At 42.0% G+C, this 16,557-nt stretch carries 12 protein-coding genes; all 12 read right to left on the bottom strand.

What is annotated here, in order from left to right; translation table 11 throughout:
* Window positions 1-117: 117 nt before the first annotated feature.
* Window positions 118-3,231, bottom strand: a complete 3,114-nt coding sequence (locus D5F11_RS15475; RefSeq protein WP_120117015.1) for a S8 family peptidase — start codon at window positions 3,229-3,231, stop codon at window positions 118-120.
* 230 nt (window positions 3,232-3,461) lie between these two features.
* Window positions 3,462-3,614: a hypothetical protein gene (locus D5F11_RS26595; protein ID WP_185830733.1), complete on the bottom strand. Its 153-nt coding sequence runs from the start codon at window positions 3,612-3,614 to the stop codon at window positions 3,462-3,464.
* Window positions 3,615-3,897: 283 nt separating this feature from the next.
* Window positions 3,898-5,229: a (Fe-S)-binding protein gene (locus tag D5F11_RS15470; RefSeq protein ID WP_120117016.1), complete on the bottom strand. Its 1,332-nt coding sequence runs from the start codon at window positions 5,227-5,229 to the stop codon at window positions 3,898-3,900.
* A complete protein-coding gene (locus D5F11_RS15465; RefSeq protein ID WP_120117017.1) occupies window positions 5,226-6,632 on the bottom strand; it encodes an FAD-binding oxidoreductase in 1,407 nt (468 codons plus the stop codon). Before D5F11_RS15465 ends, D5F11_RS15470 begins: the two co-directional genes overlap by 4 nt.
* A 141-nt stretch (window positions 6,633-6,773) precedes the next feature.
* Complete coding sequence (locus D5F11_RS15460; RefSeq protein ID WP_126646609.1) at window positions 6,774-8,642, bottom strand: sigma 54-interacting transcriptional regulator; 1,869 nt, start codon at window positions 8,640-8,642, stop codon at window positions 6,774-6,776.
* A gap of 141 nt (window positions 8,643-8,783) precedes the next feature.
* Complete coding sequence (locus D5F11_RS15455) at window positions 8,784-9,506, bottom strand: amino acid ABC transporter ATP-binding protein (RefSeq protein WP_120117069.1); 723 nt, start codon at window positions 9,504-9,506, stop codon at window positions 8,784-8,786.
* Between the two features lie 14 nt (window positions 9,507-9,520).
* Window positions 9,521-10,144 carry an amino acid ABC transporter permease gene (locus tag D5F11_RS15450; protein WP_185830735.1) on the bottom strand — a complete coding sequence of 208 codons (624 nt, stop codon included), beginning with the start codon at window positions 10,142-10,144 and terminating at the stop codon, window positions 9,521-9,523.
* A gap of 115 nt (window positions 10,145-10,259) precedes the next feature.
* Entirely contained in the window at window positions 10,260-11,081 is an 822-nt protein-coding gene (locus D5F11_RS15445; protein ID WP_185830732.1) for a transporter substrate-binding domain-containing protein, read from the bottom strand.
* Window positions 11,082-11,369: 288 nt separating this feature from the next.
* Window positions 11,370-12,539 (bottom strand): aminotransferase A, encoded by a 1,170-nt coding sequence (locus tag D5F11_RS15440; RefSeq protein WP_120117021.1) that lies wholly within the window; start codon window positions 12,537-12,539, stop codon window positions 11,370-11,372.
* 100 nt (window positions 12,540-12,639) lie between these two features.
* Entirely contained in the window at window positions 12,640-14,280 is a 1,641-nt protein-coding gene (locus D5F11_RS15435) for a thiamine pyrophosphate-dependent enzyme (RefSeq protein WP_120117022.1), read from the bottom strand.
* Between the two features lie 283 nt (window positions 14,281-14,563).
* Complete coding sequence (locus tag D5F11_RS15430) at window positions 14,564-14,752, bottom strand: hypothetical protein (RefSeq protein WP_126646608.1); 189 nt, start codon at window positions 14,750-14,752, stop codon at window positions 14,564-14,566.
* 195 nt (window positions 14,753-14,947) lie between these two features.
* Window positions 14,948-16,504: an ABC transporter substrate-binding protein gene (locus D5F11_RS15425; RefSeq protein ID WP_120117024.1), complete on the bottom strand. Its 1,557-nt coding sequence runs from the start codon at window positions 16,502-16,504 to the stop codon at window positions 14,948-14,950.
* Between the last annotated feature and the right edge of the window lie 53 nt (window positions 16,505-16,557).

The raw sequence follows: 16,557 nt of genomic DNA, 5'->3' as shown, positions 1-16,557 counted from the left end.
ACCTAACCGGCATCCATCTTCCGCCTGCTCATTTGCTTGCGTTCAGATAGGCGTTTTCTGTCGGAAAATGATAAAACTAAAACCCTCGCTGGTCGAGGGTTTTAGAAATACCTTTTACTATTTAGATTTTTCCACCTTGACTTTTGCAGCTTTGCTTGTATTTCCAGCTGCATCCTTTGCTGTCACGGACAACATAGTACCAGCTTTTTGCTTCTTGATCTTTACCTTGAATTTACCTTTTGCATCGGCCTTTTTCTTTCCAAGTGATTTATTTTTATGTTTTACATCAACAACTGCATTCGCTTCTGTTTTACCGGAAACAAATTTGTCTCGGTCAGTCACCTTATTGACTTTTGGTACTGCCGGAGGTGTTGTGTCCTTAACTGTCACCTTAACTGCCTTGCTTTCATTTCCTGCAGCATCTTTTGCTGTCACGTAAAGAACTGTACCAGCTTTTTGCTTCTTAATTGCGACTTTAAAATTACCCTTTCCATCAGCTTTTTTCTTTCCTATTGTCTTCCCTTTATGCTTCACAAAAACCGTAGCACCGGATTCCGTTTTTCCTTTAACTGCCTGATCCGAATCGCCTACTGAATTCACCTTCGGCTTTGCCGGCGGGGTTTTATCAATGACAACAATCTTAGCTGCTTTGCTCACTTTTTTGGAAGCACTCTCAGCAGTAATCGAAAGCTTCGTCCCAGCCTTTTGTTTCTTAATATTTACCTTGAAGCCGCCTTTGTTATCGACTTTGGCCTTCCCTAGCGATTGTTTATTTGTTTTAACAAAAACAGTCGTTCCTTTTTCCGCCTTGCCTGTCACAACTGTATCCCGGTCACTTACTGGATTTACTTTAGGAGTGTTAGGAATCGGTGTTTCCTTGACAACTACCCTGACAGAAGCCGCACCATCATTTGCCACCAATTGCAGAATTTTATTTCCTTGCTGCGGGCGGATTGGGATGGCAAACGTCCCGTTTTTCTCCGCTTTTCCTTCTGCTATTAGAGTTTCTCCGTCTTTTAATTGGAGCTTCGTTCCGCTTATTGCTTTCCCCGAAATCTTTGTATCATTGTCTGTCAGCGCATTGACTTCAAGTCCCAAGGCATTGGCATTAAAAGCGCTCCAGATATTCAGCCTGCCCCAGCCGGACACTTCGTCATACCCCGGCTCCAAGACTCTGATCGGAAAATCATCGTCATCATCATAATCCGGTTCAAACTCAGGCTCTTCTACCGCAATATCAACTGCAGTTACCGTCAAAATCCTTCTGATTTCTTCCCGATTTATGTTCCCATTTTTTGAAAGCAATAATCCTGCTGCTGCCGAAACGTGGGGAGCAGCCATTGATGTGCCGCTGAGATAAGTGACATTTCCGTTCGGAAGCAAGCTTGGAATATCTGCACCGGGAGCCACGAGATCAAGCCCTTCTCCATAACTCGAAAAGTCGGAAACGATATCGAGCTTGTTTGATGCTCCTACAGCTATGGAATACTTTGACGCAGCCGGATAATCCACCATATCCGCACCATCATTCCCGCTGGCAGCAACGATAGTCACATTTTTAGATGCCGCGTACTTCAGCATTTCCTCTATTACCCTACTATAAGGACCTCCCAGACTGAGATTGATAACATCAGCGCCATTATCTACAGCGTATTTAATACCAAGAGCAATTTTATCAGTATCTCCGCTGCCACTGGCATCAAGTACCTTGACTGGCAAAATCTTTGCTTTCGGATGGATGCCCGCCATAGAATAATGATTATCCATTCCAGCTGCAATGATACCTGAAACATGGGTTCCATGTCCTTCATCATCGTATGCGTCGTTATCCCGGTTCGCAAAATCATACCCTGGAATAACTTTTCCTTCCAAGTCTGCTAGAGTATGATCAACTCCTGTATCCACGACTGCAATGACAACTTCACCAAGTTGCTCATCCTTGTATCTTTCATAGAGTTTTGAAAATTGGATATCAGCATTTGCCTTTCCATGGTCTTGTCCTGTATTTTTCAACCCCCATTGAGAGTTGAATTGAATATCTGAAGTATTTTTATGATATTTATAAACCGGTTCCGCATATTGTACTTCCGGTAATTTTGCTAATGCCCCGGCAACTGACTTTGTATTTCCCCCAGCATCGAGAACGTACATATTATTCAAAGTCGTAGTATTTCCTTTAATCGTTTTGATTGATGCAGATTTAGTTATCCCTTTAGCCTTCTTTTGGAATTCAGAAGCTGCTTTTCCACTCTTCAGTTTTACGATGACCCTGTTTGGATTGGACCCCGTAACAGCTAATCCATTTTCTTTTAAAATGGTAGAAATTTCTTTTCCTATTAGATTATCAATGCCAATTTCCTTTGCCATTTTTTCAATTTCCACCTTAAGCCAACCAGGGACATTTTGGATGATGATTTCATACAGTTCTTTGATGGCAATTTGATCTTCTTTAGTCAGACGATAATTACTGCTATCGCCTTTTTCCACCAGTTCACTAAAAATTGGCTTCAATTTGACCAAGTCATTATAAACTTGGTCTTTTATCTTTTTGTCTACCGCCATTTTCGTGACAAGAAAAGGAGCCATCTTATAATATAAAGACGTTAATTGTTGACCTTTTTCTGTCTTTGACAACAATTCGTCTCTCACCGTCCGGAGTTCTTTTAAAATTTCCATGCCCGATGCCCGTTTATTCACGCTTAACTCAACTGGGCAGGCTTCCTCTGGCATATCAGCCGGGGAAATCGTTTCTCCTTCATAACCAATTTGATAGTCGGCACCCTGCGGCTCTTCAAACTCACCTTCATTTTCTTCTATCTCTTCAAAGGTTCCGTAATATTCCACTTTAATATAGTAAGGGCCTTTCCAAGCATGCGGCATATAAATGACTGCTGGTGCCCCTTCAGCGATTTCGGATCTATAATCATCAAATGTAAAATCCCTTTGAGCTCTATCCCCATCCGGATAAACCGAAATGTTTCCTTCAAAAGTTCCAGAGATTTCTATTTTCATATGTGTATCTTGTTGAATTTCTTTGTCCGCCGGTTCTAGCTTATACCAATGAACCTCCCCTGGCTCATTGAATCTCCCTTCCAACGGCTGACCTTTTCCTAACTGAACTGCCTCATCGGCAGTTACTGGGCTGGCTTGCGGAGCAAGCGGCTGCACTATGCTCAGAAACAGCATCATAGCCAGCAAAAAGGCCGTATACTTGATTTTCCCCTTTTTCATACAATTCCCTCCTTCTATTTAATATAGTTGGATTATACGTTAATATAAAATTAATAATAGGTACTTTAGAAACAATTCTGTATTTGTTCACAGAAAGTTCAAATTTTTACAACAAGTGCTTTATCAAGTTTCTGACNATAAAATTAATAATAGGTACTTTAGAAACAATTCTGTATTTGTTCACAGAAAGTTCAAATTTTTACAACAAGTGCTTTATCAAGTTTCTGACCCTAATCAAATGCGCCTTGGCGTATTTGCGCCCAGATTTTATCGAGCTCCGCTCGATACATTTCCTCTGAAAATTTGTGGCATCCGTCGGAGGCTTTGACTTTATTCAACCAGGGTTTGAACCCCCACTGAATGGAATACCAATATGCTTTCATCTCACCACTTACAGAGTTGGGAGACTTCTGCTGAATGAAGTTAAATAACTGCTATCCCCTTTCTTTTTTACTCCACTACAAAAGACACACTTTTCAAACGACTACGTATCAATATAACAGCCTCGCTCATTATCCGGAGCCGGGAGATTAAGGACATACAGGCTCCGGGCTGCCCTTCTGCTCTCACAGTAAGCTAGGAAATTTCAATTCACTTTTATACATTCTCTAGCCCAGAATAAACCCGACATCACGGATGCCGGGTTTTAGTTATATCTCATTTCTGCTATTGAATATCACAGGCTTCTGCCAGAACTTCCACAATATGAAGAGCCCGGGCATGTTCAAGACCGTTCCTATCCACTCCCAGCTTCATTTGCAGCAAACAGCCTGGATTGGTTGTGACAATTGTTTGGGCATTCGTTGCCTTTACGTTCACCATTTTTTCATCCAATATTTTCATAGATTCTTCAAAATGGATGAGATTATAGATTCCCCCTGACGCACAGCATCGATCGCTTCCTTCCATTTCAACAACCTTTGCACCCGGAACCGAACGAAGGAGCTCTCTCGGCTGCTCCGATACTCCCTGGACATTTCTTAAATGACAGGAATCCTGATAAGTAATGATCCCACCCCACTCCTTTTTAAAAGGCAGCGGACCCAGTTCAACAAGGACTTCAGTTATATCCCGTGTTTTTTCCACAAAGGATTTCGCACGCGCTTGCCATTCGGCATCGTCCTTGAACAAGTGGTCATACTCACGAAGCATCGCTCCGCACCCGCCAGCATTATTGATAAAATAGTCAGCGGTAGAGGATTCGAATGCCTTGATATTCGCTTTTGCCAGATTCTTAGCTTCTTCCATGCTCCCTTGATGGGAGTGAAGAGCTCCGCAACAATTTTGCCCCTTCGGAATGTGCACTTCACATCCAACGCTTTGGAGCAACTCGATTGTCAATCGGTTAATCTTGGACATCACAGCATCCATGATACACCCGGAAAAAAATGCAATAGTCATTTTTTTAGGACCGCGGGAAGGAAAAGCATCTCCGAATTTATATCGTTTCGAAGGGGACTCCACAGAAGGGAGGATTTTTTCAAATTGCCCCATCGGTTCCGAAACTTTATTGACGAGTTTAAGTTTTTGAGCCACCTTGTTGACGCCTGTTTTTTGGTAAAGCCAAGTCGCATTGCCCAAAAAACGAAGGCGGTTTTGATGCGGAAAAAGCTTGTTTAATACTTGGTCCCGAACTTTTACTCCAGCGGAGAGCTTTTTCTGTTCCTCTTTTTGCTGCAGGGCAATAACTTCCCTTGCTGATTCGTAGATGTGACCGTATGGAACATTAACCGGGCACGCAACTTCACATGCGCGGCAGCCGAGGCATAAATCGATTGGCTCCGCAAGATCCTGCTGCAAATCTATTTTTCCTTCAGCCGCCATCTTTACAAGATTAATCCGCCCGCGCGGAGACTGCGCTTCATTGCCCATTGATTCGTAAGTTGGGCATGCGGGTAAACAATACCCACATTGGACACACATATTAGCAGCTTCATATGATAGGTCATGGAGTAAAGAAACGTATTTATCTTCTTGATGACAGACGGATTTGCTCATAGTAATGCCACCTTTGTCTGGCCTGGCTGAGGAAAAATTTTACCTGGATTCAAAATTCCATTCGGATCCCATGCCTCTTTAATCTTTTTCATCATCATAAGACCGTCTGGGCCTAATTCCATTTCCATATAAGGTGCTTTTAACGTGCCAATTCCATGCTCCCCGGAAAGGGTACCGCCAAGCTCGACAGCCGCTTCAAAAATTTCACTGACAGCCTCTTCTACCCGCTTCATTTCTTCAAAATTTCGTTTGTCCGTAATAATATTCGGATGAAGATTTCCATCTCCAGCATGACCGAATACAACAAGGTTCAACTGATATTTATCGCGAATGGCATGAAGCCGTTCCATCATTTTCGGTATTTCACTTCTTGGAACAGTGGCATCCTCGGAAATTTTTGTCGGCCCCATTTGAGTGATGGCAGGAGAAACCATTTTTCTTGCTTTCCAGATGCTCGCCCTTGAAGCTTCATCCTGGGCCACTTTCACTTCTGTAGCATGTTGTTTGAAGCATATTTCTTCACACCTCTTAATCTCCTCTTCAATCGCTGCCTCATGTCCGTCGATTTCAACGATGATAATCGCCTCCGCATCGACAGGCAGTCGACTCGGGGTATAATTTTCAACTGCACGAATGCAGGCATTATCCATTAGTTCCATCGCGCTCGGTAAAATTCCTGCAGACAAAATATTCGTGATGGCATGCCCTGAATCTATCAACCTGTCAAAAGAAGCAAGTAATGTTTTCCTTGCTTGCGGCTTTGGAATCAGTCTCAAAGTCGCTTCTGTCACAATTCCAAGCGTGCCTTCAGACCCGACGATCAGGCGCGTCAGATCATATCCGGTTACATTTTTGACCGTCTTGCCGCCAGTTCGGATTATTTCTCCAGTCGGCGTAACTACTTCCAAACCGATCACATACTCTTTTGTCGTACCATATTTCAATCCCTTAGGACCACTGGAGTTTTCAAGGAGATTACCTCCGATCGTAGATACATGGGAACTACTTGGATCAGGTGGGTAAAACAACCCTGCAGCTTCTGCCTGTTTATGGATATCACCAGTAATCACACTTGGCGAAACAATAGCCAGCAAATTTTCACGGTCGATGACGAGATGCTTTTTAAATTGCGACATATCCAAAACGATGCCGCCTTTAACAGCCAATGAACCCCCGCTTAAAGACGTGGCTGCTCCCCTCGGATAAACGGGAATTTTATATTCATTGGCCACTTTGATTAGCGAAGCGATCTCTTCTTTATTTTCGGGCTGGACAACCAAGTCCGGCAGATATTCCCCGAATGAAGCATCAAAGCTGTACGAATAGCGATCAGCCAGATTTGTTAAAATACGTTTTTGGGGAAAAATAGATTCGACTAACTTACACAATTTTTCTGTTTCCATATGGGGTCACTCCATCTATAGAAAAGTGAATTCTTCTTCACTATTTATTCATGCAATTATTATTCCAATGTAAAAACGGGCTTTCTTGCGTATATGTCATTACTCATTGAAACAATATGAATTGTTATGTTCCTTTTCGTTTCAAAATGTTTCGATGTTCCATTTTTTCAACTTCCTCCAAAACGTCGTTCGACTCATCCCCAATTCAGATGCGGCTTTCCCTTTGTGAAAATGATGTTTTTCAAGAGCCTTAAGAATTCGCTCCTTTTCCGAAACGTACGTCCGGTCTGTTTCAGCCCTTTTTGGAAGGTGTTTTTCCACGTCCAACACATTAATTTCTTGATCCTTACAAAGGACCATCAGCCGCTCACAAAAGTTTTGAAGCTGTCGTACATTTCCTTCCCACTCCTCTTCCTTTAACCTTTCCTTCGCTTCATCAGTTATCTGGATTTTTTTCATAAATGCTTCAGCCAAAACAGGAATGTCTTTGCGATGTTCACGAAGGGGAGGCAATTGAAGATCCAGTACACTCAAACGGTAAAAGAGATCCGCCCTGAATTCATTGTTTTTAACCATATCCATCAAATTTTTATTGGTGGCAGCAATAATTCTTACATCGACAGGAATGATCTTATCGTCTCCAATCCGCATAATCTCTCGTTCCTGCAGCACACGGAGCAGGCGGCTTTGAAGGTTAGGAGAGATTTCTCCAATTTCATCCAAAAAAAGCGTCCCTCTGTGAGCCAATTCAAAAAAACCCTGCTTTCCGCCTTTCATAGCCCCTGTGAAAGCACCTTCCGCATATCCGAACAACTCGCTCTCAAGCAAGCTTTCAGGGAGGGCCGCACAGTTGATTGCAACAAAGGGATTATTCCTGCGATTGCTGTTATTATGAATACTTTGGGCGAACATTTCCTTTCCCGTTCCGGTCTCTCCGACAATCAAAATATTCGAATCCGCCTTGCTGTACAGCTTCGCTGTTTCAATCGTCTGCCCGATCAATTCGCTTTTAAAAACGATATCGTTGAAGCTATATTTCGCTACATGTCCTCTCGAATAAATCTTTTTACGGATTTTCCCTTCCATCTCCTGAATCCCAGTGACATCCTGAAAGGCAACCATATCGCCCGTTTTTTTACCTTTTAAAAAGATACCTGCTTTTTTTACAGATAATTGTATGGTGCCATAACTCACAATTTCTTCCTGAAAATCATTTCGACTGATTAGAAGATCCAGAAACTTACCCTTGTTTAAAATGCCAATCACAGGAACACCGATCAAATTCTTGTCGTAGATGGATAAAATTTTTTGCGCAGAAGAATTAAATACGGAAACCCTCTTTTTTAAATCAACAGCAATCACCCCTTCATACGCATGATCAAGAATCGTCTGATAGCGTTTGGCCTTCTCTTGTTCTATTCTGCTGACAATTGCCAGACGTTTCGCTTCAACCAGCGCCTGTCGAAAGGATTCTTTCCCTGTTTCAATCAGCATCGTTTGCATACCAATTCGTTCGGCGTATTTATTCGTATTTAGACCGCTCATCACAATCTCGCAACCATCGCTTACCGCTTGATCTACGGTCCGGTCTGATACGGTGATATCGTTCAAAATATATTTTTGTATCGGCAAGTCTATGATGGATTCTAGATTCTCAACACCATAAATCATATTGGCAGCTCCAATGACAGCAACCTTTTTTCTCCCAAAACGCTCCTTGCATTCAACAAGACTGCGGATTAAATCAATTCCTTGGACCGGTATATCCACGATGGGGATGGATTCATTGTGCTCTTTTAAAAGCTTGGTCACCAGCCCTCTTGAAATGATAACGTCCGCATCGACCTTGACCTTATGAATTTTATCAGTCGGAATAACGACTTCCTCCAACTGAAACCCTATGTTTTCCTCCGGTGCATCCCTTGCTTCCTGGAGGATGAATTCCTCGAACCTTTCCATGGCGTCTTTTATATAACCTTTGCGAGGTACAACAAGTTTAATGTTTATCAAAGGAATCTCCCCACTTTCAGTTACCCTAAGTTTAAACTTTAGGAGCACTGGCTTCCAGTCCAATAAATTCCCTCTCTAAACTAATAAAAACGTTTGTCCCACCTTGGGATGGGTGGAACAAACGTTTCATTTAGTGTTCTATTAAAATACTTTACTCAAAAATTCCCGAGTGCGCTCTTCTTTGGCGTTTCCGAAAATTTCTTCAGGTGCCCCTTCCTCTACGATTACACCTTTATCCAAGTAAACTACCTTGTCCGCCACTTCCCGGGCAAAACCCATTTCGTGCGTTACAACAACCATCGTCATTCCTTCCTCGGCCAGGCTTTTCATGACACCCAGAACTTCTCCTACAAGTTCAGGGTCCAATGCCGATGTAGGCTCATCAAAAAGCATGACTTTCGGTTTCATGGTAAGCGCCCGTGCAATGGCAACTCTTTGTTTCTGACCGCCGGATAAGGTTCCAGGATAATTGTTCGCTTTATCCAGCAATCCGACCTTCTTCAAATACTCCTCCGCTATTTCAGTAGCTTCCCTTTTGCTCATGCCCTTTACATGAACTGGTGCTTCAATGGTATTTTCCAAAACAGTCATATGAGGAAAAAGATTAAAATGTTGGAAAACCATCCCTACCTGTTCACGCACCTTATTTAAATTATCTTTCTTTGTATCAATGAGATTACTTTCTAGATAAATTTCCCCACTGTCCTTCATTTCCAAAAAGTTGAGGCAGCGTAAAAAAGTACTTTTACCAGAGCCGCTTGCTCCAATCAACACCACAACCTCGCGCTCTTTGACTTCAAGCTCAACACCGCGCAATACTTGTAAAGAACCGAAGCTTTTATAAAGTTGATTCACACTTATAATAGCATCTGTTTCACTCATGAAATAGCCCCCCTTTCACTTTTCGACAGCCTATGTTCCAGCCTGTTAACGAGGAAAGTTAAAATTAAAACCAATACCAAGTAATAAATTCCTACAATAATATAGTTTTCCATAGCCATTCCTGTAGACGAGGTTAACCGCTGTGCCCGATTAAACAAATCCTGGAATCCAATCAATGCAACCAAAGAGGAGTCCTTAAGTGCGATAATTAATTGGTTTCCAAGAGGTGGAATAGCTCTTCTAAAAGCCTGTGGCAAAACAACACGCCTCATTGCCAGCCAAGACGGCATGCCCAAACTTCGAGCAGCTTCGGTCTGCCCTTTATCAATAGATTGAATGGATCCTCGAAAAATTTCTGCTATGTATGCTCCATTGTGAACACCAAGTGCAATCCCACCTGCCCATAATCTACCAAGGTCTACTACTTCTACCAAGCCAAAATACAGGATAAAGATTTGTACAATTAAAGGAGTACCGCGAATAATGTATATGTATATATCAGCAATAATGCTTAATATTTTTATATTGGACACCTTTAAAAAGGCGAAAAACAAACCAATTAAGAGACCTATAATTAAGCCTACTAATGTAATTTGAACTGTTGCTTTGACGGCATCCATATAACCGGGAATTGTCTGAATTAATAAGTCCCAAAAACTCAATAGCTATCCCTCCCCAGTATTTTAAAGCCAGTGTGCGGCGTAATACAACGCACACCAGCATCTTCTATTTCATTTATTCTAAAATATTTTCTCCAAACCACTTATTACTAATTTCATCGTATGTGCCATTTTCAATAACTGCTGCTAATGCCCGATTAATTTCATCTAACAATTGTTTATTTCCTTTTTTAACCCCTGCACCTATATTTTCATCAAACAATCTATCACCCACAGGTTTGATTTTCATACCGTCTTCAATTTGCAAATGACCAACAAATTTATCAACAATAGCGGCATCCAACCGGCCTGTGCCCGCCGCTAAATCCTGCAATGCAATGATGTCACTGCTATACGTTGCAAGTGTGTCCTCTGAAATATACTTCAATGCTGTTTCTTCATGTGTGCTGGATGCAATTACTCCTACGTTTTTACCTTTCAAGTCATCTGTTGATTTGATACCATTATTACTTTTGTGGACATAAATAACTCCACCGGAGCGATAGTACGGATCCGAGAAATCAACTGCTTCAGAACGCTCTTCGGTAATAGTCATGCTGCCCATTATCGCGTCCAAACGCCCACTGTTTACTTCCTCGATCAATGCTCCGAAATCCTGTGTAGCAACTGGGTTAGGTTCCAATCCCATCTCTTTTGCCAGCGCCTCTCCCAACTCGACTTCAAAACCAGATAATTTACCGTCAATATCTTCAAAGTTAAACGGCTTATATGTCCCACTGAAGCCAAATGTAAATTTTCCATCTTTTATTGTTTCGACAGTCGCTTCCTTATTGTTTGCTTCTTTTGCACCTGCCTCTTCTGATTTTTCACCAGAACTGCAAGCGGCCAACATGAACAATAGGCACATTCCCATAATTAACATCAATTTTGTTTTCATGTAAATCATTCCCCTTTCTAATCTCTTTGTTTAGATCCCCCTTGACATGCTTCCATATAACCTGTATCAAATGCGCCTTGGCGTATTTGCGCCTAGATTTTATCGAGCTCCGCTCGATAAATTTCCTCTGAAAATCTGTGGCATCCCCCGGAGGCTTTAACTTTATTCAGCCGGGGTTTGACCCCCACTGAATGGAATGCCAATATACTTTCATCTCACCATTTACAGAAGTAGGAGATTTCTTCTAAATGAAGTTAAAACGCTTTCAAAATTAATACGTAATTAACCTTAAGCTATGTAGTCCATATATTTCTTAATAAATCGTTCAATTCGGTTAGATCCTTCTACCAGTTGATCCATTGAGCAAGCATACGAAATTCTGATATAACCTTCCCCAAATTCGGAAAAGGCATCGCCTGGTACGACTGCCACTTTTTCCTCTTCCAGCAGTTTTAAGGCAAACTCCATAGATGTCATTCCGGTATTTTTGATAGAAGGGAATAGATAAAACGCTCCCTCGGGTTCATATACACTCAAACCACCGTCTACCAATCTGCTGTATATATAATCTCTTCTTTTCTTATACTCTGTTACCATTTTCCGAACATCGCCGGTCTCTTTCGTTAAAGCTTCCAATGCCGCATACTGACTGATGGAACTGGCACAGGTCGTATTATAAAGATGCACTTTCGACATTTCTAAAATGATATCCGAGGGGCCCATAGCAATTCCCACCCTCCAACCGGTCATGGCATGAGATTTGGAAAGTCCATTAATAACAATTGTTTTATCTCTAATTTTTGGAACGGATGCAATAGAGTAATGTTTATTCTCATATAACAATTCACTGTAGATTTCATCGGACAAAATGAAAATATTCTTTTCCTTTAACAGCTCGGCAATTTCCATGATTTCTTCTGCGTTCAAGGTGCGTCCTGTTGGGTTTGACGGATAGGACAGAATAATGCATCGTGTTCTTTCAGTTATTTTTTCTTTAATCATGTCAGCATTAACTTTAAATCCGTTTTTAGTTGTATCTATGTATACCGGCACTGCTCCCAGCAGCTTTACAATAGGTTCATAGCCAGGAAAGATGGGCATTGGAATGATGACTTCCGAACCTTCTTCCAAAATGGTTCGTAAAGCTGTATCTATTGCCTGGCTTGCCCCAGCAGTGATTAAAATCTCGTCTTCGGGCTGGTAGTTAAGGCCATATTTACGGTTCATATATATATTGACTGCTGTTCTTAATTCAAACATGCCAGCCGTATGTGTATATGCAGTTTTATTATCATCAATAGCTCTTTTTCCGGCCTCTTTAATATGTTCGGGCGTCGGAAAATCCGGCTGTCCCAATGTCATATTGATTACATCGGGATCCTTTTCGGCAAGGCTCGCAATCTTTCTTATGCCGGAAATATGGATAGAATCTAAACGTGGATTCATAAAGTCTATCAAGCCTATTCCTCTCCTCCCCGTTATTTATTTGATAAAAATGTTTTTTATACTTTTATATGGTTGTAGATTAGGTGGCAATTCATTATGCCTCACCACTTTCCTATTTTGCCGCCTGCGCAGCAGACATAATGCTTGGATCTGTTTGCACCTCTATTACAAAAGGTTTGTCACTTTGAAGCGCCCGTTTGAAAGCCGGTAGAAATTCTTCATTTTTACGGACAGTTTCCCCTTCGCATCCAAACTGGCTAGCGACTTTCGCAAAGTCAGGATTTGTGAGAGGTGTTGCTATCACGCGACTTGGGAAGTGCTTTTCCTGATGAGCACGAATCGTTCCATACATATTATTATTGATGACAATTGCTATCACCGGAAGATTTGCCCTTACAGCTGTTTCCAGCTCGACCATTGTCATCATGAACCCGCCATCCCCCGAAAAAGAAATGACTGTTTTATCAGGGCAGGCCGCTTTGGCCCCAATCGCTGCGGGCAATCCGTACCCCATCGCTCCGGACGTTGGGCCGATATATTCTTTTTCATTCGTAAAACGGAAATATTTCGCAATCCAGCCGTAAAAGTTTCCTGCGTCGCTTGTCAAAATGCTATTTTTCGGCACCACGGCTACGATATCCGCCATAACCGCGTTTAAATCCGCAAACTCTGTCGATTCAGATGGAGCAGGCGGCGTTGAATAAGCCAAATAGGCTTCGTGGCAGGCTTGGACCACTTGTTCACGGTATTCGTCTGGGGCAGACTCAGTTTGTACCAGACACTTCTGTAAAAATTTCTTTGCGTCGGAGACAACGCCAAGTGCTGCTGAATAAACTTTTCCAATCGAATCCGGGGAAATATCCACTTGGATCAATTCAGTCTGGTCGCTGATTAAAGTGTAGTCCTGTGTCGTCACTTGAGAGAAACGGGTTCCTACCGAAAGGATGATGTCAGAACCCTTTATGTAATCGATCAATTTAGGATCTGAGCCGAATCCCAACCAGCCGGCATAATTCGGGTGGTCATTGGAAAGGACGTTAAAGCGTCTGAAAGCTGAAGCAACAGGTACTTTCACCTTCCCAGCAAACTTTGCAAGCTCTTCCTCAGCGTTTGCAGCGATCACACCCCCGCCCGCAATGATGATTGGCTGTTTTGCCCGAACTAATTTTTCAAGTACTTTTTCAACAGTCTCGTCACTAACTTCTGGACTGCTATAATCTGAAACAACCCCTTCCTTGTATTCGACTATATCTTCGAGCATATCGTGCGGCAAAGAAACAGCGACAGGTCCCGGCCTTCCAGACCGGGCAATATAAAATGCCCGATGAATAATTTCCGGGATCCGCTCCGCCGTATCGATTTCGACCGCCCATTTGCACAGATGGCTGAAATAAGCGGCAAAGTCCACTTCCTGGAATGCCTCTTTCCCTTTGAAGGGCCTTTCCACCTGCCCGATCAGCGCGACAAGCGGCGTTGAGTCCTGCATAGCGGTGTGAAGTCCGATTGATAGATTCGTAGCACCTGGCCCCCGAGTAGCCATACAAACGCCAACCTTGCCAGATGCTTTAGCATAAGCTTCGGCCATGAAAGAAGCGCCGCCCTCATGACGTGTGGAAATCAATTCAATTTTCGGATGCTCATACAGCCCGTCAATGACTCCCAAATAACTTTCGCCAGGTACGCAGAAAGCTTTTTCTACTCCCTCCTTCTCTAAAACTTCCACAACAATATGTCCGCCTGATAGTTTTTTCATTTTGTCTATCTTCCTCCGGTTACTAAAATGATTGTGATCCACTTTAAAGCCTTGATCAAATAACCCTCTCAATATTTCTGCGTAATATACCAATAATTTCTTCCACTTGCTTATTAATAATGAGAGGCGGCGGTGCCAACGTATGTGACCGACCAGCAGATAAGACCTAGTTTTCCTGCCATCTCAACTACTTGCGGAGCTTTAGGTGTTTCAAACCTTTCTCCTGTTTTCCTATCCTTATCAAACTCTATCGCGCTGAGTAAGCCCAACGGCCGCCCGTCAGCTAATACATCAAATTCACTTTCAAGCACCTATAATCCTTATCAAATGCGCCTTGGCGTATGTACGCCCAGATTTTATCGAGCTCCGCTCGATAAATTTCCTCTGAAAATCTGTGGCATCCGCCGGAGGCTTTGACTTTATTCAGCCGGGGGTTGAAACCCCACTGAATGGAATACCAATAGGCATTCATCTCACCACTTACAGAAGTGGGAGACTTCTGCTGAATGAAGTTAAAAGTTCTTCTCCCATCAATCGAGAATTTTCCACCAAATTCTCTCTTTCAATAATTTCAATATTTTTCAGCGCAACAGCGCATGCCCCCGGACCCCTGCCGGTTTGATAGCCCTACTTCAATATGATGTCCCTTCCCATTATTTATACTTCCTTATTTCTTTTCCACGTTCCAGAATAATGGACCATTAAACCACTTGAATCCTTCTAGATTGCTGCGTGCAACAGTTACCCGATTATATTCCCCATACTTGATGGCAGGTAAGTACTCCCATGTTGCTTTTTGAAGACTTGCAAATGCTTTACTCGCTTCTTCATCAGTTTTAGCGACCTTCAACTCGTCATTATATTTGTCAATTTCAGGGCTATTTGACCAACCGGAGTAATCATCCCTAGAGTCTAAATAATAGAAGTTAATTGGATTGGTAGCCGGAGCAAATGCAAAGGCTTGGAGATCAAAGTTATTTTCATCTTCCCTTAATTCCATTAAGGAAGGCCAGTCGTATACTTGCAAATCTACATTGACTCCAATTTTCTCCAGATATTGCTGAACTACAACTGCTGACTGATATTGGTCTTCATAATCACGTGTGGTAATCAATCGAATTTTTTCACCATTATACCCCGCTTCTTTTAATAGCTTTTTTGCAGCTTCCGGATCATATGCGTTGTATTCCTTTAAGCCTTCATCATTTTTCCATGAAGGGAATGCCTCACCCAATAATCCTCCCTCTAGTGTATAGAAATGATCGTTTGTAAATGCAGACAGCATCACAGCCTCTTTTTCAACAGCTAGATTCACTGCTTGCCTGGCTTTAAGATCAGTAAAAAGTCCCTTTTTCTTGTTAAAGATCAATACAGTATAACCCCCAGGAGCAATGTGAACGTTCACATTCGGATCATTTTCAAGTTGCGGTACATTATCAGAAGGAATTGCAAGTGCAACATCATATTCACCCGTTTGAATACCAGACATACGTGTTTGTGAATCTGAAACAAAGTTAATAACTAAATCATCAACCAATGCCTCCCTCAATCCAACCAATCCATCAACAGTTTCAGAGGAAGATTGATACTCTTCATTTTTTGACATTTTTACAAACTGATCTTGTTTCCATTCATCAAATTTAAATGGACCTGTTCCGATATACTCTTTCACACCAGTCTTATCAGCATTTTCGATAACCTCTTTCGGCATGATTCCTGCAAAGTTGCTGTCCATCGCCAAAAGGTATTTAATGATTGTATATGGCTTGTCCATATGCAATACAACAGTATAATCATCTTCTTTTACAAATTCAGATTTGGATAAATAAGCATTTGCTTGTCCGTTTGTAGTTTTCCAACGATTCATCGAAGCGACAACATCATCAGCCGTCATCTCTTGACCATTATGGAATTTTACTCCTTTCCTCAATTTAAAAGTAACGTCGCGGAAATTATCACTGAATTCAAATGAATCAGCCAATAAAGGGACAACTTCATTATTTTCATCTACAGATAATAATGTTTCAAATACATTTCTCATAATATCTCGAGTTGCCACTGCTGTTGTCATATGCGGATCAAAGGTAGGCGGTTGGGCCATGTATGCCACATTCAAAGTGCTGTCACCGTCTTTTTTGCCACCGCTTTTGCTCTTACTCGCTCCTTCTGATGAACAACCTACTAACAATGCAAGTATAAATAAACTCAGTAATAATCTTCGCATATGAATTCCTCACTTAGTATTTAAATTTTTGTAATACTGCTATTTCTATTGCG

Source organism: Siminovitchia terrae, from assembly GCF_003605405.2.
Lineage (GTDB): Bacteria > Bacillota > Bacilli > Bacillales > Bacillaceae_C > Siminovitchia > Siminovitchia terrae.
The sequence above is the reverse complement of the archived record's forward strand: the minus strand, read 5'-3'. Positions and strand labels throughout refer to the sequence as shown.

Excerpts from the sequence above, each read along its gene's own strand:
- D5F11_RS15435 (WP_120117022.1), bottom strand. The coding sequence starts at position 14,280 with ATGAAAAAACTATCAGGCGGACATATTGTTGTGGAAGTTTTAGAGAAG.
- D5F11_RS15475 (WP_120117015.1), bottom strand. The coding sequence starts at position 3,231 with ATGAAAAAGGGGAAAATCAAGTATACGGCCTTTTTGCTGGCTATGATG.
- D5F11_RS15465 (WP_120117017.1), bottom strand. The coding sequence starts at position 6,632 with ATGGAAACAGAAAAATTGTGTAAGTTAGTCGAATCTATTTTTCCCCAA.
- D5F11_RS26595 (WP_185830733.1), bottom strand. The coding sequence starts at position 3,614 with ATGAAAGCATATTGGTATTCCATTCAGTGGGGGTTCAAACCCTGGTTG.
- D5F11_RS15450 (WP_185830735.1), bottom strand. The coding sequence starts at position 10,144 with ATGGATGCCGTCAAAGCAACAGTTCAAATTACATTAGTAGGCTTAATT.
- D5F11_RS15425 (WP_120117024.1), bottom strand. The coding sequence starts at position 16,504 with ATGCGAAGATTATTACTGAGTTTATTTATACTTGCATTGTTAGTAGGT.
- D5F11_RS15470 (WP_120117016.1), bottom strand. The coding sequence starts at position 5,229 with ATGAGCAAATCCGTCTGTCATCAAGAAGATAAATACGTTTCTTTACTC.
- D5F11_RS15445 (WP_185830732.1), bottom strand. The coding sequence starts at position 11,081 with ATGAAAACAAAATTGATGTTAATTATGGGAATGTGCCTATTGTTCATG.
- D5F11_RS15430 (WP_126646608.1), bottom strand. The coding sequence starts at position 14,752 with ATGAATGCCTATTGGTATTCCATTCAGTGGGGTTTCAACCCCCGGCTG.